Source organism: Streptomyces sp. NPDC090798 (assembly GCF_044768965.1).
GTDB lineage: Bacteria > Actinomycetota > Actinomycetes > Streptomycetales > Streptomycetaceae > Streptomyces.
In genome coordinates this window covers 367,052-389,444 of sequence record NZ_JBIVXA010000006.1, presented here as the reverse complement: position 1 = coordinate 389,444, position 22,393 = coordinate 367,052, and the positions used below count along the sequence as shown (strand labels likewise).

Sequence of the window (22,393 nt, the reverse complement as noted above, 5' to 3'; positions counted from 1 at the left end):
ATCAGGCACAGGGCCGTGTGAGTCGTACCGCGACCCCGAATCGACGTACCCATTCCGGACCGAAACCCCGCTTGTTTCCCGCCATTTCCCTCCCCGAAACACGCTTTCCGATGTGACTTACACGACGTTGGACCGGCCCGGCCTGACCTTCTCGGCCAGGGGGGCGTAGCCTTGATTCCCGCTGTCCATCACCTTGTGAAGCGGAAGAGGGCGGTTGCCGCCGTGTCGCCACAGTCCCCCAGTAACTCGAGCATCTCGACCGATGACCAAGCCGCCGGGAAGAACCCCGCGGCCGCCTTCGGTGCGAACGAGTGGCTCGTCGACGAGATCTATCAGCAGTACCTCCAGGACCCGAATTCGGTAGACCGAGCCTGGTGGGACTTCTTCGCCGACTACAAGCCGGGGGCCCCTGCCGCCTCGGCTTCGGCGGGTACTGCGGCCGCGGGGGCCGCAGGGACCACCACGCCGTCAGCAACGCCTCAGGCCGCGCCTGCCGCTCCGGCAGCCCCTGCCGCGCCCTCGGCGCCCGCGGCCCCGGCCCAGGCCGCTCCCGCGGCTCCTGCGCCCGTCCAGGCCGCCGCTCCGGTGGCGCCGAAGCCCGCTGCCGCCGCCCCGGCCCCCGTGAAGGCCGCTCCGGCCGCCGCGAAGCCGAAGGCCGAGCCCGCGACCGAGGGCCCCGAAGGTCCCGAGTACGTGACGCTGCGTGGTCCCGCCGGTGCCGTCGCGAAGAACATGAACGCCTCCCTGGAGCTGCCCACGGCCACGTCCGTGCGCGCGGTCCCGGTGAAGCTGCTCTTCGACAACCGCATCGTCATCAACAACCACCTGAAGCGCGCCCGGGGCGGGAAGATCTCCTTCACCCACCTCATCGGCTACGCGATGGTGCAGGCCATCAAGGCCATGCCGTCGATGAACTGGCACTACGCGGAGAAGGACGGGAAGCCGACCCTCGTCAAGCCCCCGCACGTCAACTTCGGCCTCGCCATCGACCTGGTGAAGCCGAACGGCGACCGCCAGCTCGTCGTCGCCGGCATCAAGAAGGCCGAGACGCTGAACTTCTTCGAGTTCTGGCAGGCCTACGAGGACATCGTCCGCCGCGCCCGCGACGGCAAGCTGACGATGGACGACTTCACCGGTGTCACGGTCTCCCTGACCAACCCCGGCGGCCTCGGCACCGTCCACTCCGTCCCGCGTCTGATGCCCGGCCAGTCGGTCATCATGGGCGTCGGCTCCATGGACTACCCGGCGGAGTTCCAGGGCACCTCCCAGGACACCCTGAACAAGCTCGGCATCTCGAAGGTCATGACGCTCACGTCGACCTACGACCACCGGGTGATCCAGGGCGCCGCCTCCGGCGAGTTCCTCCGCATCGTCGCCAACCTCCTCCTCGGCGAGAACGGCTTCTTCGACGAGATCTTCGAGGCGCTGCGCATCCCCTACGAGCCGGTCCGCTGGCTCAAGGACATCGACGCCAGCCACGACGACGACGTCACGAAGGCCGCCCGCGTCTTCGAGCTGATCCACTCCTACCGGGTCCGCGGCCACGTCATGGCCGACACCGACCCGCTGGAGTACCGCCAGCGCAAGCACCCCGACCTCGACATCACCGAGCACGGCCTCACCCTGTGGGACCTGGAGCGCGAGTTCGCGGTCGGCGGCTTCTCCGGCAAGTCGATGATGAAGCTGCGCGACATCCTGGGCGTGCTGCGCGACTCGTACTGCCGCACCACCGGCATCGAGTTCATGCACATCCAGGACCCGAAGCAGCGCAAGTGGATCCAGGACCGCGTCGAGCGCCCGCACTCCAAGCCGGAGCGCGAGGAGCAGCTGCGCATCCTGCGCCGCCTGAACGCGGCGGAGGCCTTCGAGACCTTCCTGCAGACGAAGTACGTCGGCCAGAAGCGCTTCTCCCTGGAGGGCGGCGAGTCCGTCATCCCGCTCCTCGACGCCGTCATCGACAGCGCCGCGGAGTCCCGCCTGGACGAGGTCGTCATCGGCATGGCCCACCGTGGCCGCCTGAACGTCCTCGCCAACATCGTCGGCAAGTCGTACGCGCAGATCTTCCGCGAGTTCGAGGGCAACCTCGACCCGAAGTCGATGCACGGCTCCGGCGACGTGAAGTACCACCTGGGCGCCGAGGGCACCTTCACGGGCCTGGACGGCGAGCAGATCAAGGTCTCGCTGGCCGCGAACCCCTCCCACCTGGAGACGGTCGACCCGGTCATCGAGGGCATCGCCCGCGCCAAGCAGGACATCATCAACAAGGGCGGCACGGACTTCACGGTCCTGCCGGTCGCCCTGCACGGTGACGCGGCCTTCGCGGGCCAGGGTGTGGTCGCCGAGACGCTGAACATGTCGCAGCTGCGCGGCTACCGCACCGGCGGCACGGTCCACATCGTCATCAACAACCAGGTCGGTTTCACCGCCGCCCCGGAGTCGTCGCGCTCCTCCATGTACGCCACCGACGTGGCCCGCATGATCGAGGCGCCGATCTTCCACGTGAACGGCGACGACCCCGAGGCCGTCGTCCGCGTCGCTCGTCTGGCCTTCGAGTTCCGCCAGGCGTTCAACAAGGACGTCGTGATCGACCTCATCTGCTACCGCCGTCGCGGTCACAACGAGTCGGACAACCCGGCGTTCACGCAGCCGCTGATGTACGACCTGATCGACAAGAAGCGCTCGGTGCGCAAGCTCTACACCGAGTCCCTGATCGGCCGCGGCGACATCACCCTCGAAGAGGCCGAGCAGGCGCTGCAGGACTTCCAGGGCCAGCTGGAGAAGGTCTTCACCGAGGTCCGCGAGGCCGTCTCGCAGGGGGCCGAGGTGCAGATCTCGGACCCGCAGGCGCAGTTCCCGGTGGCCGTGCAGACCGCGGTCTCCCAGGAGGTCGTGAAGCGGATCGCCGAGTCCCAGGTCAACATCCCCGACAACGTCACCGTCCACCCGCGTCTGCTGCCGCAGCTGCAGCGCCGGGCGGCGATGATCGAGGACGGCACGATCGACTGGGGCATGGGCGAGACCCTCGCCATCGGCTCCCTCCTCCTGGAGGGCACCCCGGTCCGGCTGTCGGGCCAGGACTCCCGCCGCGGCACCTTCGGCCAGCGCCACGCGGTCCTGATCGACCGGGTCACGGGCGAGGACTTCACCCCGCTCCAGTACCTCTCCGACGACCAGGCCCGCTACAACGTCTACGACTCCCTGCTCTCCGAGTACGCGGTCATGGGCTTCGAGTACGGCTACTCGCTGGCCCGCCCGGACGCCCTCGTGATGTGGGAGGCGCAGTTCGGCGACTTCGTCAACGGCGCGCAGACGGTCGTCGACGAGTACATCTCGGCCGCGGAGCAGAAGTGGGGCCAGACGTCCGGCGTCACCCTCCTTCTCCCCCACGGCTACGAGGGCCAGGGCCCGGACCACTCCTCGGCCCGCATCGAGCGTTTCCTCCAGCTGTGCGCGCAGAACAACATGACGGTCGCCCAGCCGACGCTCCCGTCGAACTACTTCCACCTCCTGCGGTGGCAGGTGCACAACCCGCACCACAAGCCGCTGGTGGTCTTCACCCCGAAGTCGATGCTGCGCCTCAAGGCCGCCGCGTCGAAGGTGGAGGAGTTCACCACGGGCGCCTTCCGCCCCGTCATCGGCGACGAATCGGTCGACGCCGCGGCGGTCCGCAAGGTCGTCTTCTGCGCCGGCAAGCTGTACTACGACCTCGAGGCCGAGCGGCAGAAGCGCGGCGTCACGGACACGGCGATCATCCGCATCGAGCGCCTGTACCCCCTCGCGGGTGCCGAGCTCCAGGCGGAGATCGCCAAGTACCCGAACGCCGAGAAGTACCTGTGGGCCCAGGAGGAGCCGGCGAACCAGGGCGCGTGGCCCTTCATCGCCCTCAACCTGATCGACCACCTCGACCTGGCCGTCGGCGCCGACATCCCGGGCGCCGAGCGGCTGCGCCGCATCTCCCGCCCGGCCGGCTCGTCCCCGGCCGTGGGCTCGGCGAAGCGGCACCAGGCCGAGCAGGAGCAGCTGGTGCGTGAGGTGTTCGAGGCGTAGCCCCCGACCCGCTCAAGTCCGGTGAAGGGCCCGGCCTCCGAGAACACCGGAGGCCGGGCCCTTCCCTGTGCCACCGTTCCGGCGGTGATACGGCGTCCGAGGCCCTCCGGGCGCCCCCTGGGCCCACTTATCCTTTTCTCAGCGTTCCCCTTCACTTTCAGCGACGGAGCACCATCCATGTACTTCACCGACCGTGGCATCGAGGAACTGGAGAAGCGGCGCGGCGAGGAGGAGGTCACCTTCGAGTGGCTCGCCGAGCAGCTGCGTACGTTCGTCGACCTCAATCCGGACTTCGAGGTGCCGGTGGAGCGGCTGGCGACGTGGCTGGCGCGGCTGGACGACGAGGACGACGAGGAGTAGGCCCCCGACGTCGGGGGCGGGTGGGCGTCAGTCGAAGGCGTGCAGCCGGTCGTACGCGAGGCCGAGCGCCCCGTGGAGCATCAGGAGCGTCCCCGCGACGATCCAGCCGGCACTGCGGCGCCGTACGCCCCACACGGTGAGCGGCAGCCCGGTGGCCAGTTGCCCGGCCGCGAGGACACGGGCCCGGCGCCCGCGCAGCCAGGAACCCGCACCGGCGCCTTCCACCGCCTCCAGCTCCGCCCGGGCCGCCGCCCGCCACCCGTTCCACTCGATCTGCTCGGCACCGGGCTGGATCCTGGCCACCTCGAGGAGCCGGTCGGCCGGCTCCCCGGGACCGAGCCCGGCCGGCAGCAGCACCCCCGCGCGCGTGAGGACGGCGAGCAGTCCCCGCAGGCGCGCGCGGGCGTCCGCCCCGGACACCGGCCTGGTCAGCGGGTCGAGCGCCGGCATGTCGAGGACCGGGTCGAGGCCGAGCCGCGCGGCGAAGGTGCGCATCGCCTCGTCCTCACCGACCGGGGTGCCGTTCGCCAGCCATTCGTAGCCCACACTGCGCCGGAAGCCCGCCGCGAGGGTGAGCCCGCTGCGGTCCGCGTCCCACCACAGGGCCAGTACGGGCCAGGGGGCGCTGACGGCCAGGGCGGTGGCCCATCCGGTGACCACGCGGTCGACGGGCTCGGCGCCGTGCAGCCAGGGCTCCCCCTCGGGAACGAGCACGCTCCACTCGGGGCCCGCCCCGGTGAGCAGCATCCGCTCCCGCAACAGCTGGGCGGCCAGGCCGACGGACTCGTGCCCTGCCCGGCAGAGCAGCAGCGCGCCGGCGGCCTTGGCCTGGGACGAGTCGGGCGTCGTGGACATGGGCACACCGTAGATCGACGACGACTGGAATGACCCGTTTTGCCCGTCAAGTCCCCATCACTCACCCGCAAGCCCCGATCGCGAGGGCCCCACTTCCCCCGAACGAGTGCCTTGACTTTCCGCATCCGCGATATATCGTGAATGACGGAAGACGCGATATGGCGCGTCGAGTCCAGATTACGTCGAGTCCAGACCGCGCGCGGTCTGGTCGGGTCGTTGGGAGGTCTGCACCATGTCCGAGTGGTCCGTCGCAGAGCCGGGGAAGCTCACCTTCGACGACCCCGTGACGGCACTTCATGTGCGCGTCGTCAACGGAACGGTGAACGTCGTGGGGACCGACGAGGGTTCCGCCCGCCTGGAAGTCTCCGAGCTGGAGGGCCCGCCACTGCTCGTGACCCAGCAGGACGGCACGCTCACCGTGGCGTATGAGGACCTGCCCTGGAAGGGCTTCCTCAAGTGGCTCGACCGCAAGGGCTGGCGCCGCAGCGCCGTCGTCACGCTGGCCGTCCCGGTCGGCACCCCCGTCGAGGTGGGCGTCGTCGGCGCCGCCGCCGTGGTCTCCGGAATGGAGAACCGGGTGGCGGTCAAGGGCGTCACGGGCGACACGACCCTCGTACGGATCGCCGGCCCCGTCCGCGTGGAGACCGTCTCCGGGAGCCTGGAAGCCCAGGCCGTCACCGGCGACCTCCGCTTCAACTCCGTCTCGGGCGACCTGACCGTGGTCGAGGCCTCGGGATGCTCCGTGCGCGCCGAATCGGTGAGCGGCTCGATGATCGTGGACCTCGACCCCAGGGGCACCCCCACCGACGTCCAGCTGTCGAACGTCTCGGGGGAGATCGCCATCCGCCTCCCGCACCCCGCGGACGCCGAGGTGGAGGCCAACACCGCCAGCGGTACGGTCTCCAGCGCCTTCGAGGACCTCCGGGTCAGCGGCCAGTGGGGCGCCAAGAAGATCACCGGCCGACTGGGCGCGGGCAACGGCAAGTTGAAGGCGATGACCGTCTCCGGCTCCATCGCCATGCTCCGCAGGCCGACGACGGAGGACGAGCCCCACGAGGACGGGTCGTCCACTTCCCCGGAGACCCCGACCGACAAGAAGGTGCTCTGACATGCCTCCCGTCTTCGCCCACGGCCGCCTGCGTCTCTACCTGCTGAAGCTGCTGGACGAGGCCCCCCGCCACGGGTACGAGGTGATCCGGCTCCTGGAGGAGCGCTTCCAGGGGCTGTACGCACCCTCGGCAGGCACCGTCTACCCCCGGCTGGCGAAGCTGGAGGCGGAAGGGCTGGTCACCCACACCACCGAGGGCGGCCGCAAGGTGTACGCGATCACGGACGCGGGCCGCGCCGAACTGGCCGACCGCAGCGGCGAACTGGCCGACCTCGAGCTGGAGATCCGCGAGTCGGTCGCTGAGCTCGCCGCGGAGATCCGCGCCGATGTGCGGGGCGCGGCGGGCGATCTGCGCCGAGAGATGCGCGCGGCGGCCACCGAGGCGCGGCGCGGTGGCAAGAGCGGCACCGGCGCCGGAGAACACGAAGGGCCCGCGGGCGATTTTGGAGACTTCGGGGACTCCCGCGACAAGGAGTCGTGGCAGGTCGCGAAGGAGGAGATGCGGCGGGTCAAGCAGGAGTGGAAGGAACAGAACCGGCGCGCGAAGGACGAGAGCCGCCGGGCCCGCGACGAGGCGCAGCGCGCGCGGCGCCAGGCCAAGGAGGCGCAGGACGAGATGCAGCGCATGGCCAAGCGGGTCCAGGAGCAGGTCCAGGACCGCTTCGCGCGCGGCGACTGGCCGAACGGGGTCCGTGAGGGTCTGAGCGAACTGGCCAAGGAGTTCGGCGACTTCGGGAAGACCTTCGGCAAGGACTTCGGCAAGGACTTCGGCTTCGGCCGCGCGGGTACGGCGGCCACCGGGTCGGCGAAGCCCGAGTACGCCGAGTACACGGACACTCCGGAGGACTTCCCCGCCGACTACGCACCCTCCTGGGCCCACGAGGGCTCCACCGGCGACCCCGCCCGTGACCTCGAACGCCTCCTGGACCGCTTCCGCGACGACATCCGCGACGCGGCCCGCGACCACGGCGTGACGGAGGACCAACTCCGCGCGGCCCGCCGTCACTTGTCGACGGCGGCGGCGCACATCGGGGCCGCGTTGCGCACGCCGAAGAGCTGACGCCCAGCGTCGCCCGGGGCGCTCCGAGGACCGAGCGGATCCCCTGGGCTCCGGCCGGGGGATCCCGGAGAGGCCCCCGGCTCCGACCGCTCACCCCGCCTTGGCCTCCCCGCCGCCGTACAGCACGCGCGTGACCGCCTCATAGGTGACCCCGTGGTCGGCTAGCACCTCCGCCGGCACACTGGGCCGAGCGGTCAGAGCCATCAGCAGATGCTCGTCGCCGATGCGCCGGTCATGACGGGCGAGCGCCGCACGAAGGGACCGCGTCAGCACGTCCTTGGCCCCCGGGGCGAACGGCCGGCGCCTGGACCGTCGGCCGCCGCCACCCCCGTTCCCCGACCCCAGCGCCCCGGCCCCGTGGGCTTCCTCCACCCGGGAGACGATCTCCGAGAGGTCGATCCCGAGCCCGGACAGCGCCTCCGTCTCGGCGCGGGAGAACCCGCCCCGCCGGCGCGCCTGGGCAAGCGCCCGTTCCATCGAGTCGCGACGACCGGCCGCCCCCAGCGAGGCCAGCGCGAACGAGCCACGGCTGCCCTCCCGGTCGAGGAGGGCGAGAAGCATGTGCTCCTCGTCCACCGCTTCGGCACCCGTGCGTTCGGCGTGTCCGACCGCTCCCTCGACCACGGCCCGGGCGTCCTTCGTGAACCGCTCGAACATCACTGCCTCCCGTACTTCTTGTGCACGGCCTGCCTGCTCACTCCGAGTTCCGCGGCGATCTCCTGCCACGACCAGCCCTGATTGCGGGCACTGCGCACCTGCACCGCTTCCAACTGCTCCAGCAGCCTCCGCAGCGCGGAGACCGCCCGCAGTCCGATCCGCGGATCGCGGTCACCCGCACGCTCGGCGAGATCCGTTGCTTCGGTCATACTGTCAATTTAAGTTGACAGCAGGCCTGGTTGTCAACCCCAGTTGACAACCAGGTATGCGAAACGGCGGGCCCGAAACCTTCCGAGCCCGCCGCGAGTGCCCCGCTCCTCGGCCCGAACGGCCAAGAAATCCTCAATCCCTCACCCTCATCCTCATCCCACCGTGAGAACGATCTTCCCGAACTGATCGCCCGCCTCCAGCCGCTCGAACCCTTCCCGGGCCCGGTCCAGCGGAAGCACCTCATCGATGACAGGTCGCACACCCGTGGCGGCGCAGAAGGACAGCAGATCCTCCAACTCGTCCCTGGTGCCCATCGTGGAGCCGACGATCTTGAGCTCAAGGAAGAAGACGCGGGTGAGCTCGGCGTGCGAGGGGCGGTCGCCGCTCGTCGCGCCCGAGATGACCAGCGTGCCGCCGGGCCGCAGCGACTTGATGCTGTGCGACCAGGTGGCCGCGCCGACCGTCTCGATGACCGCGTCCACGCGCTGCGGCAGCCGTGCGCCGGACTCCAGGGCCTCCACGGCCCCCAGTTCGACCGCCCGCTTGCGCTTGGCCTCGTCGCGGCTGGTGGCGAAGACTCGGAGACCGGCGGCCTTGCCGAGCACGATCGCGGCGGTCGCCACGCCGCCGCCGGCGCCCTGGACGAGCACGGAGTCACCGGGCCGTACACCGGCGTTGGTGAACAGCATGCGGTACGCCGTCAGCCATGCGGTCGGCAGACAGGCGGCCTCCTCGAAGGAGAGTTCCTTGGGCTTGGGGATGACGTTCCACGTGGGGACGGAGACCTGTTCCGCGAAGGTGCCCTGGTAGCGCTCGGTGAGGATGGAACGGGGCTCCTTCGGGCCGACCCCGTGCCCCGTCTGTCCGATGACCGAGTGCAGCACGACTTCGTTGCCGTCCTCGTCGACGCCGGCCGCGTCGCATCCGAGGATCATCGGCAGCTTGTCCTCGGAGAGGCCGACGCCGCGCAGGGACCAGAGGTCATGGTGGTTCAGGGACGCGGCCCTGACGTTCACGGTGGTCCAGCCCGGCCTCTGCTCGGGGGCCGGGCGCTCCCCCAACTCCAGGCCGGTGAGCGGCTGATCACGGTCAATGCGGGCGGCGTAGGCAGCGAACATGACCTTGACGATAGGCTCCGCCCCCGCCCGGCGGAACCACGTCCCCCTGTGACACACGTCCCGCCACCCTCACGCCCCACGTCACACCGGGCCGCCCCACCCACGACCGGAAGCGACCACCGGCCTCCCGCCCGGGACTCCGCCCCGAATCCCCGTCCATCCGAGTCCGTTCAACTGCGGGCGGCGGGGGCGGGTCGCGCAGGTCCCCGCGCCCCTAAAGACTCCAGCCCGTACGACGCTTGCGGACAAAGCCGCCCACGGCCGAACCGGGGGACCAGAGGGGCAACCCTGCGCAGGGCCCAGGGGGCGAAGCCCTCCGGGGGGCGAGAGCGGAGCCCCCCGATAGGCCCAGGGGCGAAGCCCTGCGGGGGGCGAGAGCGGAGCCCCGCGAAGGCCCAGGGGCGAAGCCCTGCGGGGGCGAGAGCGGAGCCCCACGAAGGCCCAGGGGCGCAGCACCTCGCGGGTGACGGGGCCGCAGCCTTCGCAGGGGCTGACGGGGCCGCAGCCCCGAGAGGGTGGCGAGGGCGCAGCCCCTGGCGGGCCCCAGAGGCTGCGGCCTCGGGGCGGGCCCCAGGGGCACAGCCCCACCAGGCCCTGAGGCGCAGCCCTCCTCCCCCTCCTCCCCCTCTCCTCCCCACCCCCCGCGGACCCCCGCCCGGGGTCCAGGGGCGGAGCCCCGGCGGGGTCGAAGGGGCGGAGCCCCTGGGGATGGGATGGGTAGGGGCGGCGGGGGCGAAGAAACGTACCTGTAAGGACCAACCCAGGACAGAAAACAGGGCCCCGCCGGGAGCAACCCGGCAAGGCCCTGGAATCACGCGGCCGCGTCAGCGGCGGGCAACACCCTCAGCCCGAGCAGCCGCAGCCACCGCCGCGGTAACCGCAGGAGCCACCCGCTCATCGAACGGCGACGGAATCACATAGTCCGCGGCAAGGTCGTCCCCGACGACCGCAGCCAACGCCTCCGCCGCCGCGATCTTCATCCCCTCGGTGATCCGAGACGCCCGCACCTGCAACGCCCCCGCGAAGATCCCGGGAAACGCCAGCACGTTGTTGATCTGGTTCGGGAAGTCCGACCGCCCGGTGGCGACCACGGCCGCGTACTTGTGGGCGATCTCGGGGTGCACCTCGGGATTCGGGTTGGCCATGGCGAAGACGAAGGCCCCCTCGGCCATCGACGCCACCGCCGGCTCCGGCACCGTACCCCCGGACACGCCGATGAAGACGTCCGCACCCGCGAGCGCCGACTCCAGCGACCCCGTGAGCCCCGCCTTGTTGGTGATCCCGGCGAGCTCCCGCTTGACGTCGGTCAGATCCTCCCGGTCCGCGGAGACGATGCCCTTGCGGTCCGCGACCGCGACGTCACCGATCCCCGCCTCCAGCAGGAACTTGGCGATGGCGACCCCGGCCGCCCCCGCCCCCGAGATCACCGCACGCAGATCACCCAGCGTCCGCCCGGTCAGCTTCGCGGCATTCCGCAGCGCCGCCAGCGTCACGATCGCGGTCCCGTGCTGGTCGTCGTGGAAGACGGGAATGTCCAGCCGCTCCTGGAGCTTGCGCTCGATCTCGAAGCACCGCGGCGCCGAGATGTCCTCCAGGTTGACGCCCCCGAACGAGGGAGCGAGCCGGACCACGGTCTCCACGATCTCGTCGACGCCCGTGCAGTCCAGCGCGATCGGCACGGCATCCACCCCGCCGAACTGCTTGAACAGGATGGCCTTGCCCTCCATCACGGGAAGGGAGGCCTCCGGGCCGATGTCACCGAGTCCCAGCACCGCCGTGCCGTCTGTCACCACAGCGACGACGGAGGACTTCCACGTGTAGTCATGGACGAGCTCGGGCTGCTCGGCGATGGCGCTGCACACCTTCGCCACGCCGGGCGTATACGCCAGGGACAGGTCGTCCTTGTCACGGACGGGCACGGTGGCCTGCACGGCCATCTTGCCGCCACGGTGCAGCGCAAAGGCAGGGTCGAAGTCGAGGGAGTCGACGGAACCGTCGGAACCGACGGTGTCGAGGGAACCGGCGGAATTGACCGGCTCCACGTCGCCTTCAAGACCCGTACTGCTGTCGCTGCGAGGATTGACGATCTCCGCTGCCACTTTGTTTTACCCCTTAAGTCTTCATTGTTTGAGGGTGACCACTCCTGGTTGAGGGGTGGGCGGGCACCGCGTAACCCTGCCGCCGTGGTGGTGCGTACGGGCGGATACGCGACGGGCGCGCCGCACACGCGCCCTGAGCCCCGGATGAGGGGTGTAGAGAACCTTCTTACCGGACGGACCAGGTCGGCGACGAGTCCATACCGCGAAGCTCACACGCCGGTGACATGACTCATACCTGGATATGAGGACAAGTCCAGGACATGACCTCAAGACACTACAAGTGCGGAGTCGTGGCGGCCCGCATCATGAGATGTGCCGAAGATCTTCCGGCCGGAAGGAGGGATTCCCGCACAAGGTCCGGCCCTGATGGGACCGTCCGTGGTGGTTCGGGGGTCACCCGTTATCCGATTTTGACATAGCGAGTCCCCTGAAGCGCGCAGTCCGAATGGCAAGATGCCGTCATCACACGAGGTCGCGACACCCAAAGGTGTGTGTTCTCGTCGACCCATCGGCAACTCCCTCATCCGCCGGAGGCACCCACCATGACCGCAAGCACCACCCGTCGTACGACCGCCGCGCAGTCCCGGATAGCAGCGGTCGGTGCGATCGCGGTCGCCGGGGCCCTGGTTCTCACCGGCTGCGGTGACCAGACCAAGAAGGACTCCAACAGCTCCTCCTCGAGCGCCGCCTCAGCTCCGCTGGCCTCCAAGCTGCCCGCGTCGATCCGTGACGCGGGTGTCATCAAGGTCGGCTCGGACATCGCGTACGCGCCCGTCGAGTTCAAGGACAGCTCCGGCAAGACCGTGGGTATCGACCCCGACCTGGCGGACGCGATGGGCAAGCAGCTCGGAGTGAAGTTCGAGTTCCAGAACGGCACCTTCGACACCCTGATCACGGGTCTGCGCTCCAAGCGGTACGACATAGCGATGTCCGCCATGACGGACACCAAGGACCGCCAGGAGGGCATCGACGCCGACACGGGCAAGAAGGTCGGCGAGGGCGTCGACTTCGTCGACTACTTCACCGCGGGTGTCTCGATCTACACGCCCAAGGGCAAGACCCAGAACATCAAGACCTGGTCCGACCTGTGCGGCAAGAAGATCGTGGTGCAGCGCGGCACGGTCTCGGAGGACATGGCCAAGGCCGAGTCCAAGAAGTGCACCGGCGGCAAGAAGATCGCCATCGAGTCGTACGACAACGACCAGCAGGCCCAGACCCGGCTGCGCGGCGGTGGCGCCGACGCCGGCTCCTCCGACTTCCCGGTCGCCGCGTACGCGGTGAAGACCTCGGGCGGCGGCAAGGACTTCGAGCTGGTCGGCGAGCAGGTCGAGGCGGCGCCGTACGGCATCGCGGTCGCCAAGTCCAACACCCAGCTGCGGGACGCCCTGCAGGCCGCGCTGGACGCCATCATCAAGAACGGCGAGTACGACAAGGTCATCGCGAAGTGGGGCGTCGAGGCCGGTGCCGTCAAGACGGCCGCAGTCAACGGCGGCAAGTGACCGCGGAACCGAGCGGGCACTGAAAGGCAACAACACCCGTGACTGTTGACATCGACAAGACAGCGGACCCGGAGGACACTCCCCCGGCCGGACCGGAAGCCATAAAGGCGATCCCCGTCCGGCACTACGGGCGGTACGTCTCCGCGGTCATCGCGATCGCGCTCCTGGTCTCCGTGATCTACGCGTTCTCCCAGGGCAAGATCAACTGGGGAGCGATCCCCGACTACTTCTTCGACGACCGCATCATCAACGGCGTCCTCAAGACGCTGCTGCTGACGGTCCTCTCGATGCTGATCGGCGTCGTCGGAGGCGTGCTCCTCGCCGTCATGCGGCTGTCGAAGAACCCGGTGACCTCGTCCATCGCCTGGTTCTACATCTGGTTCTTCCGCGGCACGCCCGTCCTGGTGCAACTGGTGGTCTGGTTCAACCTGGGCCTGGTCTTCACGTACATCAACCTCGGTCCGATCTACAAGGACTACTGGTCCAGCTTCATGACGCCGCTGCTGACGGCGCTGCTGGGTCTGGGCCTGAACGAGGCCGCGTACATGGCCGAGATCTGCCGGGCCGGTCTCCTCTCCGTCGACGAGGGCCAGACCGAGGCTTCGCACGCCCTGGGCATGAGCCACAGCAAGACCCTGCGCCGGATCGTGATCCCGCAGGCGATGCGCGTGATCGTGCCCCCCACGGGCAACGAGGTCATCAACATGCTGAAGACGACCTCGCTGGTCGCCGTGATTCAGTACTCCGAGCTGTTCCGCGTCGCCCAGGACATCGGCCAGACCTCCGGTGCCCCGGCCGAGATGCTGTTCCTCGCGGCCGCCTGGTACCTGCTGCTGACCTCGGTGTTCAGCGTCGGCCAGTACTACCTGGAGCGGTACTACGCCCGGGGCTCCAGCCGCACGCTCCCGGACACGCCATTCCAGAAGATCAAGGCGAACATGCTCTCCCTCTCAAGCTGGAGGCGCTGACCATGACCACCAGCACAGCAATGGTCAAGTCCGAGGGCGTCCACAAGTCCTTCGGCCCCGTCGAGGTCCTCAAGGGCATCGACCTGGAGGTGAAGTCCGGCGAGGTGTTCTGCCTCATCGGCCCCTCCGGCTCCGGCAAGTCGACCTTCCTGAGGTGCATCAACCACCTGGAGAAGATCAACGCCGGCCGGCTGTACGTCGACGGGGAGCTGGTCGGCTACCGCCAGAAGGGCGACAAGCTGTACGAGCTCAAGGACAGCGAGGTCGCGCTGAAGCGCCGGGACATCGGCATGGTCTTCCAGCGCTTCAACCTGTTCCCGCACATGACGGCTCTGGAGAACGTCATGGAGGCGCCGGTCCAGGTCAAGGGTGCCAGCAGGGCCCAGGCACGGGAGCGGGCGGGCCAGCTCCTGGAGCGCGTGGGTCTGGCCGACAAGGCGAAGAACTACCCCTCGCAGCTCTCCGGCGGTCAGCAGCAGCGTGTCGCCATCGCCCGCGCGCTGGCGATGGACCCGAAGCTGATGCTCTTCGACGAGCCGACCTCGGCGCTCGACCCGGAGCTGGTCGGTGACGTCCTCGACGTCATGCGCGACCTCGCCGAGTCGGGTATGACGATGATCGTCGTCACCCACGAGATGGGCTTCGCCCGCGAGGTGGGCGACTCGCTGGTCTTCATGGACGGCGGTGTGGTGGTCGAGTCCGGCCACCCGCGTGACGTACTGACGAACCCGCAGCACGAGCGGACGCAGTCGTTCCTGTCCAAGGTGCTCTGAGCCACGGACAGGTGCTCCGAGCCACGGATAAGAGAAGGGGCGGTACGGGATTCCCGTACCGCCCCTTCTTCGTTCACTCCGCGCCCTGATTCTTCGTTCGGACCACCGCCGCCTGCTTACTTCACTGCCAGCACCAGCGCGTCGGACGGCGACCGCCACACCGGCCGGGCCTCGGCGAAGCCCTTTTCGCGGAGCATGCGCGTGTGCCAGTCGGCGGACGGCATGTCGCCGTCGGCGTGCTCCCCGTAGATCTCGAACCGGCGGGCGGTCGGCGCGGCGAGGACGGGGTCCTGGGCCGCCAGCTCCCACCACGCGGCCCAGTCGAGTACCCCGCGCGCCCTGGCCTGGTCCATCCGGGCGTGTCGCTGGGCGCGCTCGGCCTCGTTGATCCGGGGCGTGGACTCGTCGATCATGTGGTCGGCGTTCATGAAGACGCCGCCGTCGCGGACGAGCTCCGCGACCTGACCGTAGAGGTCCGCGAGGGGTTCGCTGTGCAGCCAGTGGAGGGCGGTCGCGGTCAGGACTGCGTCGTACGAGTCGTACGGCAGCCGGGTCGCCCAGCGCGGGTCCTTGAGGTCGGCCGTGACGAAGGAGACCCTCTCGTCGCCCGCGAAGGTGCCCTCTGCGATGGTGAGCAGCGCCGGGTCGAGGTCGACGCCGGTGCTGGTGGCCTTCGGGAAGCGGTCGAGGAGCCGGGCCGTGATGGTGCCGGTGCCGCAGGCCAGGTCGAGGACGCGCGGCTCCGGGCCGACCAGGGCCTCGACCATGTCGAGCATCACCCGGAACCGCTCCTCACGGTCCGGCATGTACCACTCCTGTTGCCGGTCCCAGCTCTCCTGCCAGGCGTGCCAGTCGGTTCCGTTGCCGTGGATCTCGTCGCTGTCGATTCCGGTGGAAACGGTCATCGAAGTCTCTTCTCCGTTCGTCTTCACTCGCCCCCGTAATACCCTGGAAGCGCAATCAGCCGTTACCTGGCCGCACGCACGACGATAGAGCGCCTCCGTAAGGACTACAAGTGGAACTGGCCTATTACTCGGACTACGCGGTACGCCTCGTCAACACCGAGGAGCCGACCCGGGGCAAGGACTCGCTCACCTCGGTCGAGGCGGTCCGGGACCTCTTCGAAGGGAACTCCTCCGCGGCCCGCCGCGCCACCGACGCGGACGTCACCCGCTTCCGGTCGGTCCGCGCCCGGCTGCGCGCCGTCTTCGAGGCGGCCGACGGCGGCGACGAGACCCTGTCCGTGGACCTGCTGAACTCACTCCTCCTGGAGTTCCCCGTCAGCCCGCAGATCTCCGGGCACGACTACCGGGACGACGACGGGCGCCCGCTGTGGCACATGCACCTGGCGGACCACCCGTCGAACGCGACCGCGGGCTACGCGGCGATCGCCGCCATGGGACTCGCCTTCCACCTCACCGCGTACGGCGTGGACCGCCTCGGCCTCTGCGAGGCGGCACCCTGCCGCAACGCGTACCTGGACACGTCGACGAACCGCTCCCGGCGCTACTGCTCGGACCGCTGCGCGACCCGCGCCAACGTGGCCGCCTACCGGGCCCGCAAACGCCTGGAGGCCGACCGGTCGCAGAGCACCGGCCTGGCGGCGCCGAGCGCCCAGCGGACGAGTGCGAACGGCGAGCGCTGACCCGGCAGGTGGGGCCGGTAGCGGAAACGCACCTTTCCGAGGACGAGGTCCTCGGGCACGGTCCCGTAGTCGGTGCTGTCCCCACCCGCGTAGGCGTTGTCCCCGAGCACCCACCAACCCCCCTCGCGCCGCTCCGCGATCCGCTTCACGACCAGCAGGTCCTGCTGGAACGGATGGCGCAGCACGACCACGTCACCGGGCCCGACCCGGGCCCCGTACTGCACGACGAGCCGATCTCCGTGCTGAAGCGTGGGCACCATGGAGGGCCCCGTCACCTCGGCCGCCCCGAACGGCAGCACGGCCCTCCCACGCTCGGTCTCCTGCGACAGCTCCGGCATCACCGGCACCTCCCCGGTCCATCCTCCACCAGTCCCAGTCTCACCCTGGACTTTTGTCCTAAGCCCATGGGGGCACTCGAGAAAAGACGTCTCCCACGGAGTAATGTCCCACCTGAGAAGACGATCACGAGGAAGGACAGCTCAATGCTCTCCCGCCTGTTTGCCCCCAAGGTCAAGGTCAGCGCGCACTGCGACCTGCCCTGCGGTGTGTACGACCCGGCCCAGGCCCGCATCGAGGCGGAGTCGGTGAAGGCCGTCCAGGAAAAGATGGCCGGCAACGACGACCCGCACTTCCAGGCCCGCGCCACCGTCATCAAGGAGCAGCGCGCCGAGCTCGCGAAGCACCACGTGTCGGTGCTCTGGAGCGACTACTTCAAGCCCCCGCACTTCGAGAAGTACCCGGAGCTGCACCAGCTGGTCAACGACACCCTGAAGGCCCTCTCGGCCGCCAAGGCGTCCACGGACCCGGCCACGGGCCAGAAGGCGCTGGACTACATCGCCCAGATCGACAAGATCTTCTGGGAGACCAAGAAGGCCTGACCTCTGGTCATACGGCTCGACCCGCGACCTGTTCGGTTTCTCCGGTCGCGCGGTCACTCTGCCCGCACCCGGCCCGCGGGACGCCGAACACGGCGTCCATGACGGTCCGGGTGCGGTCTTCTTCGCCAGGCCACAGGTGGGCGTAGATCCGCGGCGTGATGACGGCGGATGCGTGGCCGAGAACCAACTGAACCTGCTTGACGCTCGCTCCGCCGGCGATGAGGGCGGAGGCGAAGAAGTGGCGCAGGTCGTGGGTCACCATGTGCGGCAGCTCGACGGGCTTGCGGTCCTCGCGCTCGGCCGCCTCGTTCTCCGCCTTCTGCGGCTCCTTACGAGCGCAGTTCCATTCGGTCTTCCAGCGGCGGTAGTTGAGGGGCTCGCCCTCCTCCATCATGAACAGCCACTCCCTGGAGGGGCGTGCGGCGAGGTGCGTGAGGAGCGCGTCAGTGACGACCTCACCGACCGGGACGGCACGCCGGGACTTGGCGGTCTTGGGCGGCCCGATCAGGCAGGACTGGAGACGCTGGCGCTCGACAGGGATCGTGCCGCTCTTGAAGTCGACGTCCGAGAGCTTGAGGCCGAGCAACTCGCCTATGTGCAAGCCTGATCCGGCGAGCGTGACGATGGCCGCGCGGATGTACGGCGGCATCGCCCAGATGCGGTGCCGGCCCAGGGCCAAGGTCTCGGCGGTCGGTCCGCCGCGCCGGGTGAGGGCGTCGGGGGTGCCGTACTGCTCCGGGAAGACACGGAGGCGTACGGGGTCGGGGGTGTCAAGGGTGCCGTGCCCGCTGGCGAGGTCGAGCAGGCCGGGGCCGGTGAAGGCGCTGGCGAAGTCCAGCAGCCGCCAGCCGTGTTGGCCGATGTGGAGGCTGGTGGGGTGGAACTCGGAGTGCACCCAGCCGAACGGAGCCACGGTCGTACCAGCCGAGCGCGCCTCGGCGGCCTGGGTCATCCGGTCGAGCGCGTCCTCGACGTCGTCCGCGTCCTGCCACCGCTCGGCCATGCGGAGCCGGGCGAGGTGCTCCAGGGCCCGGCTCGGCAACGTGCGGAGGCGGGCCTGGTCAAGGACGGGCAGGGCGGCAGCCGTACGAGTGCCGTGCAGGACCACGGCCGCGGCGACGCCGTCGAGATCGTCGGCGTCACGAACAGCGAGGCCGAGGTCCTCCACGAGCATGCCGAGCCAACCGTCCAGGACGGCGGAGGAATGGACCAGCGGGACGGGAACGCCGAACGTGTGTGCCAGACGGAGGGGCTGGACATGGACCACACGCGTGCCTCCTCCCGCGCGGCGGTGGTCCGTCCGGCCATGCTGAGCAGGTCGTCGAGGAGTCCGGCGCTGGGATTCGCGGTCACGTGGGGGCGTTCCGGGGGCGGACGGCGCTGGGCATCGCCGGATGCACGGCCTCGCCCTCACGGGGTGGCTCTCTCCCCCCATACGAGACCGGAGAGGCCCCATGGGAGGCGGCTCCCCACCTGCCGGCTCGGAGAGTGCTCAGTCGATACAGAACTCGTTGCCCTCGATGTCCAGCATCGGGATGCACGACTCGTTTTCCTCATCGGCATACAGTGTTTGCACGTGGGTCGCACCGAGCGCGACCAGTCGTGCGCACTCAGCTTCGAGTGTGGCGAGGCGCTCGTCCCCCACGAGCCCGGTGCCGGCCCGGACGTCGAGATGCACCCGATTCTTAACGATCTTGCCCTCGGGGACGCGCTGGAAGTACAGGCGCGGGCCCACGCCTGAGGGATCACTGCAGGCAAACCATGATCCTTGCTCCTCAGGAGGCAGGGTGCGGTTGAAATCGTCCCAGGTGGTGAACCCCTCCGGTGGCGGCGGTACGACGTACCCCAACACTTCACACCAGAAGCGAGCGAGGCGCTCAGGTTCTGCGCAGTCAAAGGTGACTTGGAATTTCTTGATCGCCGACATCGGCGCACCGTACCGCGGACCAGGGGGACCCTGCCGCTCATTTCCCCAAGCGGATCCGCTCGTCACCCGTCGCATCCTGGGCCGCCTTGGACACCAAGTGATCAAACCGGACAGCCCACGAGAGAGACGCGGCCGTGGCGGCGGGGCGGCAATAAATGAAGCCACAGACGTCCAAGACCGTCACGAAGACGGCACCATCTTGAAGCGGCTGGTCAGAAGCCTGGTCTCCGCTGGACGGAGACCTGTCAGCCAAACTTCATCCGGATACGGCGACCACGTGCTTGCCGACGGCGCCGCCGCGTTCGAAGGCCTGGTGCGCCGCGGCGATGTCCGCGAGGGGGTAGACGCTGTTCACCACCGGGCGCAGCGCTCCCGAGGTGACGTGGTCGGCCAGGGCGCGCAGCACGGTGGCGTCGGGGTTGGCGCTGAAGGTGCGGACGCGGCGGGCGCCGTACACGCTGGATGCCGCGATCGCGGCCAGGGCGGGGGCCGACAGTCCGACGGTGACCATCCGGCCGCCCTTGGCCAACCGGTTCCGGTAGCAGTTCAGTTCCGTGCCGACCGTGTCGACGATGACGTCGAAGGGGCCGATCCGGTCCGAGGTGGTGGAGCCGTGGTCGAGGACCTCGTCGGCGCCGAGGTCGGTGAGGGCGGAGGTGTGACGGGCGCGGGCCAGTGCGGTCACGTGGCAGCCCAGGGCGTGGGCGAGTTGGACGGCGGCCGTGCCGACGCCGCCCGCCGCGCCGCGGACCAGGACCCTCTCTCCGGGTGCGAGGCGTACGGTGTCGCGCACCGCGATCAGCGCCGTCGCACCGGCGACGACCAGGGAGGCCGCGCCGGCCGCGGAGAGCGTCGCCGGGGCGGGCGCGAGCCGGTCCGCGGGGACGACGACGTACTCGGCCGCCCCGCCGACGGTGTGCCGCTGCCGGGGGTGGACCGTGCCCCACACCCGGTCCCCGACCCGGTGGCCCGCCACGCCGGCACCGGTCGCGGCGACGGTGCCCGCGAAGTCCAGGCCCACTCCGAGCGGGAACCTGCGTCCCGACACGATCTTCAACTCCCCGGCGCGGACCATCACATCGTGGCCGTTCACGCTGGACGCCTCGACGCGGACCTGCACTTCACCCGCACCAGGGGCGGGCCGGTCGACGTCGTCGACCCGCAGCACGTCCGCCGCGTCGCCGTAACTCGTGATCTGAGCGGCCTTCATGGCGCTGTTCCCTTCCGCGGTCGGCTGTTGCGGTTCCGATCCTGGTACCGGGCCGCGGCATCACGGTCGTCCGCCTTTTCCCGGGTCCGGTCTTCCTGGGTCCGGCGGACCCACCCTCGCGGGCCGCGCCGCGGGCATACTGGGCGCCGTGACTGACGAACCCGTCGCGGTGGGCGACGATCCCCGGCGCGAACTCGGGGAGTTCCTCCGGACTCGCCGCACCCGGCTGCGGCCCCAGGACGTCGGTCTGGAACCCGGCCCGCGGCGACGCGTCGCCGGACTGCGGCGCGAGGAACTGGCCCTGCTGGCCGGGGTCAGCTCGGACTACTACCAGCGCATGGAGCAGGGCCGCGACGTACGCCCCTCCGAGCAGGTCCTCGACGCCCTCGCGCGCGCCCTCAGCTTCTCCGCCGAGGAGACCCGGCATCTGCACAGCCTCGCCGCCGCCGCGCGCACGCCCGCCAGGCCTCCGCGCCACCACGCGGCGGAGGAGGTGCCGCCCACCACTCTGCGGCTGCTGCGCACGATCACCTCACCCTCCGTGGTCGTCGGCCGTTTCCTGGACGTACTGGCGTGGAACCCGCTCGCCGGTGCCCTGCTCGGCGAGTTCACCCAGCGCCCACGGAGCGAACGCAATCTGCTGTCGCTGCTGCTGCACCCGGAGGCCGACCGGACGTGCCCGGAGCGGGCCGCCACCGTCGCCGAGCTGGTCGCGATGCTGCGGACGCAGGTCGCGGCCGAGCCGGGGCATCCGCGCGCCGTCGAGCTGGTCGGTGAACTCGCCGTCCGCAGCGACGAGTTCGCGAGCCTGTGGGCGCGTCACGACGTGGCGGAGACCACCCGCGGCCGGATGCGCGTCCAACACCCGCTGGTCGGGGAGCTGAACCTGGACTGGGACGCGTACCCGATGCCGGGCACCACCGGCCCCGTACTCATCGCCTTCACCGCCGAGGAGGGCGGGCCCGACGCCGAGCGCCTCCAGCTGCTCGCCGGCCTGCTCGTCGCCCCCGGCCCGGCGACCGCGCCCCGCCCGCGGCCCTGACCCACCAGCCCGTGTCAGTGGGCCGTGCCATCCTGAAGAAATGACTCTGGAGGATCTGGTCCGGCTGCGCCGGGCACGCGACCGGATGGACCGCGAGTACGCGGAGCCGCTGGACGTCGCGGCGCTCGCGCGCACCGCGCTGATGTCACCCGGACACTTCCAGCGGAGCTTCCGGGCGGCGTACGGGGAGACGCCGTACAGCTATCTCATGACCCGCCGAATAGAGCGGGCCAAGGCCCTGCTGCGGCGCGGCGACCTGACGGTCACAGAGGTCTGCCTCGCCGTGGGCTGTACGTCGCTCGGTTCGTTCAGCTCCCGCTTCACGGAGCTGGTCGGCGAGACCCCGAGCGCGTACCGTGCCCGGCCGCACGACCACGGCGCCCCGATCCCGCCGTGCGTGGCCCAGCGCCTGACCCGCCCGACCCGCCACCGCAACCCGGAAGCGGAACCGGGTACACGCCTCTAGGGCCGAAGGCCGGGGAGAGGGAATGTGACGACAGGGCCTAGCGTGGGGCCATGGACCTGAAACTCTCGCAGTGCTTCATCGCCGTGGACGACCATGACAAAGCGCTCGCCTTCTACCGGGACGTCCTCGGCCTGGAGGTCCGGGGTGACGTCGCCTTCGAGGGGATGCGCTGGGTGACGGTCGGCTCCCCGCTCCAGCCGGACGTCCAGATCGTGCTGGAGCCCCCCGCCGCGAGCCCGGACATCTCCCCCGCCGACAAACAGGCCATGGCCGAGCTCCTCGCCAAGGGCGTCCTGCGCGGTGTCATCTTCTCCACCGCAGACTGCGACGCCCTCTACGAACGCGTCCGCGCCTCCGGCGCCGACGTCCTCCAGGAGCCGATGGACCAGCCGTACGGCGTCCGTGACTGCGCCTTCCGCGACCCGGCGGGCAACCTCCTCCGCTTCACCGAACGCCCCGATGCCTGACCCC

22 protein-coding genes are annotated in these 22,393 nt (G+C 69.9%); 12 read left to right on the top strand and 10 right to left on the bottom strand.

The features are described 5' to 3' along the window. Window positions 1-222: 222 nt before the first annotated feature. Together ACIQTP_RS16465 and ACIQTP_RS16460 are read left to right on the top strand one after the other, a co-directional pair. Window positions 223-4,047, top strand: a complete 3,825-nt coding sequence (locus ACIQTP_RS16465) for a multifunctional oxoglutarate decarboxylase/oxoglutarate dehydrogenase thiamine pyrophosphate-binding subunit/dihydrolipoyllysine-residue succinyltransferase subunit (protein WP_403400345.1) — start codon at window positions 223-225, stop codon at window positions 4,045-4,047. A 177-nt stretch (window positions 4,048-4,224) separates the two neighbouring features. Next, window positions 4,225-4,407, top strand: a complete 183-nt coding sequence (locus ACIQTP_RS16460) for a DUF6104 family protein (RefSeq protein WP_005312030.1) — start codon at window positions 4,225-4,227, stop codon at window positions 4,405-4,407. A gap of 27 nt (window positions 4,408-4,434) precedes the next feature. Here ACIQTP_RS16460 and ACIQTP_RS16455 read toward each other — a convergent pair whose 3' ends face one another. Further along, a complete protein-coding gene (locus ACIQTP_RS16455; RefSeq protein WP_403400343.1) occupies window positions 4,435-5,262 on the bottom strand; it encodes a hypothetical protein in 828 nt (275 codons plus the stop codon). A 232-nt stretch (window positions 5,263-5,494) separates the two neighbouring features. On the opposite strand from ACIQTP_RS16455, the gene ACIQTP_RS16450 reads away from it, so the two are divergent. Both ACIQTP_RS16450 and ACIQTP_RS16445 read left to right on the top strand, forming a co-directional pair. After that, the gene (locus tag ACIQTP_RS16450; protein ID WP_403400340.1) at window positions 5,495-6,370 is read left to right on the top strand and encodes a DUF4097 family beta strand repeat-containing protein; all 876 of its coding nucleotides are present in this window, start codon (window positions 5,495-5,497) and stop codon (window positions 6,368-6,370) included. A gap of 1 nt (window position 6,371) precedes the next feature. Next, window positions 6,372-7,430 carry a helix-turn-helix transcriptional regulator gene (locus ACIQTP_RS16445; RefSeq protein WP_403400338.1) on the top strand — a complete coding sequence of 353 codons (1,059 nt, stop codon included), beginning with the start codon at window positions 6,372-6,374 and terminating at the stop codon, window positions 7,428-7,430. Between the two features lie 90 nt (window positions 7,431-7,520). On the opposite strand, the gene ACIQTP_RS16440 is transcribed toward ACIQTP_RS16445, so the two are convergent. From ACIQTP_RS16440 to ACIQTP_RS16425, 4 genes are all read right to left on the bottom strand, one after another. Then, entirely contained in the window at window positions 7,521-8,087 is a 567-nt protein-coding gene (locus tag ACIQTP_RS16440; RefSeq protein ID WP_403400336.1) for a Clp protease N-terminal domain-containing protein, read from the bottom strand. Then, complete coding sequence (locus tag ACIQTP_RS16435) at window positions 8,087-8,296, bottom strand: helix-turn-helix domain-containing protein (RefSeq protein ID WP_010984411.1); 210 nt, start codon at window positions 8,294-8,296, stop codon at window positions 8,087-8,089. Before ACIQTP_RS16435 ends, ACIQTP_RS16440 begins: the two co-directional genes overlap by 1 nt. 153 nt (window positions 8,297-8,449) lie before the next feature. Beyond that, window positions 8,450-9,415, bottom strand: coding sequence for a zinc-binding dehydrogenase (locus ACIQTP_RS16430; protein ID WP_403400334.1), 966 nt, complete (start codon window positions 9,413-9,415; stop codon window positions 8,450-8,452). Window positions 9,416-10,239: 824 nt separating this feature from the next. Next, on the bottom strand, window positions 10,240-11,514 hold the full coding sequence (locus tag ACIQTP_RS16425) for an NADP-dependent malic enzyme (protein WP_403400332.1): 1,275 nt from the start codon (window positions 11,512-11,514) through the stop codon (window positions 10,240-10,242). A 542-nt stretch (window positions 11,515-12,056) separates the two neighbouring features. Here ACIQTP_RS16425 and ACIQTP_RS16420 point away from each other — a divergent pair. Genes ACIQTP_RS16420 through ACIQTP_RS16410 form a run of 3 tightly spaced genes read left to right on the top strand, consistent with a single transcriptional unit; the run spans window position 12,057 to window position 14,754 of the window. Beyond that, window positions 12,057-13,013 (top strand): ABC transporter substrate-binding protein, encoded by a 957-nt coding sequence (locus tag ACIQTP_RS16420; RefSeq protein ID WP_403400330.1) that lies wholly within the window; start codon window positions 12,057-12,059, stop codon window positions 13,011-13,013. Between the two features lie 38 nt (window positions 13,014-13,051). Then, window positions 13,052-13,981, top strand: a complete 930-nt coding sequence (locus tag ACIQTP_RS16415; RefSeq protein ID WP_402035672.1) for an amino acid ABC transporter permease — start codon at window positions 13,052-13,054, stop codon at window positions 13,979-13,981. Between the two features lie 20 nt (window positions 13,982-14,001). Next, window positions 14,002-14,754 (top strand): amino acid ABC transporter ATP-binding protein, encoded by a 753-nt coding sequence (locus ACIQTP_RS16410; RefSeq protein WP_402036059.1) that lies wholly within the window; start codon window positions 14,002-14,004, stop codon window positions 14,752-14,754. Between the two features lie 116 nt (window positions 14,755-14,870). Here the strand turns inward: ACIQTP_RS16410 and ACIQTP_RS16405 are convergent, their stop codons facing one another. Beyond that, the gene (locus tag ACIQTP_RS16405) at window positions 14,871-15,659 is read right to left on the bottom strand and encodes a class I SAM-dependent methyltransferase (protein ID WP_403400328.1); all 789 of its coding nucleotides are present in this window, start codon (window positions 15,657-15,659) and stop codon (window positions 14,871-14,873) included. A gap of 110 nt (window positions 15,660-15,769) precedes the next feature. Here ACIQTP_RS16405 and ACIQTP_RS16400 point away from each other — a divergent pair, with 110 nt between their 5' ends. Then, window positions 15,770-16,399 carry a CGNR zinc finger domain-containing protein gene (locus tag ACIQTP_RS16400; RefSeq protein ID WP_403400326.1) on the top strand — a complete coding sequence of 210 codons (630 nt, stop codon included), beginning with the start codon at window positions 15,770-15,772 and terminating at the stop codon, window positions 16,397-16,399. Here the strand turns inward: ACIQTP_RS16400 and sodX are convergent. Then, entirely contained in the window at window positions 16,303-16,737 is a 435-nt protein-coding gene (gene sodX / locus ACIQTP_RS16395; protein WP_403400324.1) for a nickel-type superoxide dismutase maturation protease, read from the bottom strand. The two genes, ACIQTP_RS16400 and sodX, sit on opposite strands and share 97 nt — an antisense overlap. Window positions 16,738-16,881: 144 nt before the next feature. Between sodX and sodN the strand changes: the two genes are divergently transcribed. Further along, window positions 16,882-17,277 carry a superoxide dismutase, Ni gene (gene sodN / locus ACIQTP_RS16390; RefSeq protein WP_004983535.1) on the top strand — a complete coding sequence of 132 codons (396 nt, stop codon included), beginning with the start codon at window positions 16,882-16,884 and terminating at the stop codon, window positions 17,275-17,277. A gap of 7 nt (window positions 17,278-17,284) precedes the next feature. On the opposite strand, the gene ACIQTP_RS16385 is transcribed toward sodN, so the two are convergent. The 3 genes from ACIQTP_RS16385 to ACIQTP_RS16375 all read right to left on the bottom strand — a co-directional run bounded on the left by ACIQTP_RS16385 (window position 17,285) and on the right by ACIQTP_RS16375 (window position 20,414). Further along, the gene (locus ACIQTP_RS16385; RefSeq protein ID WP_403400321.1) at window positions 17,285-18,544 is read right to left on the bottom strand and encodes a tyrosine-type recombinase/integrase; all 1,260 of its coding nucleotides are present in this window, start codon (window positions 18,542-18,544) and stop codon (window positions 17,285-17,287) included. A 225-nt stretch (window positions 18,545-18,769) separates the two neighbouring features. Beyond that, window positions 18,770-19,204 carry a VOC family protein gene (locus ACIQTP_RS16380; protein ID WP_403400319.1) on the bottom strand — a complete coding sequence of 145 codons (435 nt, stop codon included), beginning with the start codon at window positions 19,202-19,204 and terminating at the stop codon, window positions 18,770-18,772. A 256-nt stretch (window positions 19,205-19,460) separates the two neighbouring features. After that, window positions 19,461-20,414: an NAD(P)-dependent alcohol dehydrogenase gene (locus ACIQTP_RS16375; RefSeq protein WP_403400317.1), complete on the bottom strand. Its 954-nt coding sequence runs from the start codon at window positions 20,412-20,414 to the stop codon at window positions 19,461-19,463. A 148-nt stretch (window positions 20,415-20,562) separates the two neighbouring features. On the opposite strand from ACIQTP_RS16375, the gene ACIQTP_RS16370 reads away from it, so the two are divergent. From ACIQTP_RS16370 to ACIQTP_RS16360, 3 genes are read left to right on the top strand one after another with little or no spacing between them, the layout of a single operon-like run. Then, window positions 20,563-21,456 carry a helix-turn-helix transcriptional regulator gene (locus tag ACIQTP_RS16370; protein WP_403400315.1) on the top strand — a complete coding sequence of 298 codons (894 nt, stop codon included), beginning with the start codon at window positions 20,563-20,565 and terminating at the stop codon, window positions 21,454-21,456. 40 nt (window positions 21,457-21,496) lie between these two features. Further along, complete coding sequence (locus tag ACIQTP_RS16365) at window positions 21,497-21,922, top strand: helix-turn-helix transcriptional regulator (RefSeq protein WP_054228117.1); 426 nt, start codon at window positions 21,497-21,499, stop codon at window positions 21,920-21,922. Between the two features lie 50 nt (window positions 21,923-21,972). After that, a complete protein-coding gene (locus tag ACIQTP_RS16360; RefSeq protein ID WP_060898644.1) occupies window positions 21,973-22,389 on the top strand; it encodes a VOC family protein in 417 nt (138 codons plus the stop codon). The last annotated feature ends 4 nt before the right edge of the window (window positions 22,390-22,393 follow it).

Bases quoted from the DNA above. Each gene is read 5' to 3' on its own strand.
- ACIQTP_RS16460 (WP_005312030.1), top strand. From the start codon at position 4,225: ATGTACTTCACCGACCGTGGCATCGAGGAACTGGAGAAGCGGCGCGGC.
- ACIQTP_RS16455 (WP_403400343.1), bottom strand. From the start codon at position 5,262: ATGTCCACGACGCCCGACTCGTCCCAGGCCAAGGCCGCCGGCGCGCTG.
- ACIQTP_RS16450 (WP_403400340.1), top strand. From the start codon at position 5,495: ATGTCCGAGTGGTCCGTCGCAGAGCCGGGGAAGCTCACCTTCGACGAC.
- ACIQTP_RS16445 (WP_403400338.1), top strand. From the start codon at position 6,372: ATGCCTCCCGTCTTCGCCCACGGCCGCCTGCGTCTCTACCTGCTGAAG.
- ACIQTP_RS16440 (WP_403400336.1), bottom strand. From the start codon at position 8,087: ATGTTCGAGCGGTTCACGAAGGACGCCCGGGCCGTGGTCGAGGGAGCG.
- ACIQTP_RS16435 (WP_010984411.1), bottom strand. From the start codon at position 8,296: ATGACCGAAGCAACGGATCTCGCCGAGCGTGCGGGTGACCGCGATCCG.
- ACIQTP_RS16430 (WP_403400334.1), bottom strand. From the start codon at position 9,415: ATGTTCGCTGCCTACGCCGCCCGCATTGACCGTGATCAGCCGCTCACC.
- ACIQTP_RS16420 (WP_403400330.1), top strand. From the start codon at position 12,057: ATGACCGCAAGCACCACCCGTCGTACGACCGCCGCGCAGTCCCGGATA.
- ACIQTP_RS16410 (WP_402036059.1), top strand. From the start codon at position 14,002: ATGGTCAAGTCCGAGGGCGTCCACAAGTCCTTCGGCCCCGTCGAGGTC.
- ACIQTP_RS16405 (WP_403400328.1), bottom strand. From the start codon at position 15,659: ATGACCGTTTCCACCGGAATCGACAGCGACGAGATCCACGGCAACGGA.
- sodX (WP_403400324.1), bottom strand. From the start codon at position 16,737: ATGCCGGAGCTGTCGCAGGAGACCGAGCGTGGGAGGGCCGTGCTGCCG.
- sodN (WP_004983535.1), top strand. From the start codon at position 16,882: ATGCTCTCCCGCCTGTTTGCCCCCAAGGTCAAGGTCAGCGCGCACTGC.
- ACIQTP_RS16380 (WP_403400319.1), bottom strand. From the start codon at position 19,204: ATGTCGGCGATCAAGAAATTCCAAGTCACCTTTGACTGCGCAGAACCT.
- ACIQTP_RS16375 (WP_403400317.1), bottom strand. From the start codon at position 20,414: ATGAAGGCCGCTCAGATCACGAGTTACGGCGACGCGGCGGACGTGCTG.
- ACIQTP_RS16365 (WP_054228117.1), top strand. From the start codon at position 21,497: ATGACTCTGGAGGATCTGGTCCGGCTGCGCCGGGCACGCGACCGGATG.
- ACIQTP_RS16360 (WP_060898644.1), top strand. From the start codon at position 21,973: ATGGACCTGAAACTCTCGCAGTGCTTCATCGCCGTGGACGACCATGAC.